Genomic DNA, 571 nt, shown 5'->3' with positions numbered 1-571 from the left:
GTATCCAACTCACTATAAGAAAATAAATAATCAACCCTGTCAAACCTCTCTTGAATTAGGGTATCTTTTGTTAATAAAGATCCAATAGGAACGGGAACTTGCAAACCTATCTGTTTTCCAAAATGAGTATATTGCTGTGACCATTCTTCTACAGTATTCATGCCCTCATTTGAAGTTTCATTACTTAGAAGAATGTACTTTTTCTCAGTTTTTTGGACATAAACTTTTTCAAATTCGACACCTTTTAGTTCCTCTTCCGTTGAAATAATCTGCTTAAAGAAACGTTGAATTTGAAGCAGTTTTTCAATTTCCTTTTCTACTATAATGGTTTGCTGATTTGCCATTTGAATAAATTTATGGGTGTTTTGGGAACTAAGGTATTCTTTTAACTCTTCAATTGACACACCCAATTTCCGAAGAGACTGAAGTGTAGAGAATGATTTGATTTGATCATAGGTATAATAGCGATAACCATTTGAAAGTTTACCTGCAGGTTTGAAAAGATTAATTTTATCATAATAAAATAATGTATCTTTTTTCACTCCCACATAGCTAGCAAATTCCCCTGTAG

The 571-nt window shown here is 32.2% G+C and carries 1 protein-coding gene; it reads right to left on the bottom strand.

Annotated features, from left to right (window positions below; genetic code table 11):
- A partial coding sequence (locus RB298_RS28095) for a MerR family transcriptional regulator (RefSeq protein WP_486049654.1) occupies nucleotides 1-571 on the bottom strand: 571 nt, incomplete at both ends.

It is taken from the genome of Priestia sp. BR_2 (assembly GCF_041954005.1).
Taxonomy (GTDB): Bacteria; Bacillota; Bacilli; order Paenibacillales; family Paenibacillaceae; genus Paenibacillus_AQ; species Paenibacillus_AQ lautus_A.
The sequence above is the reverse complement of the archived record's forward strand: the minus strand, read 5'-3'. Positions and strand labels throughout refer to the sequence as shown.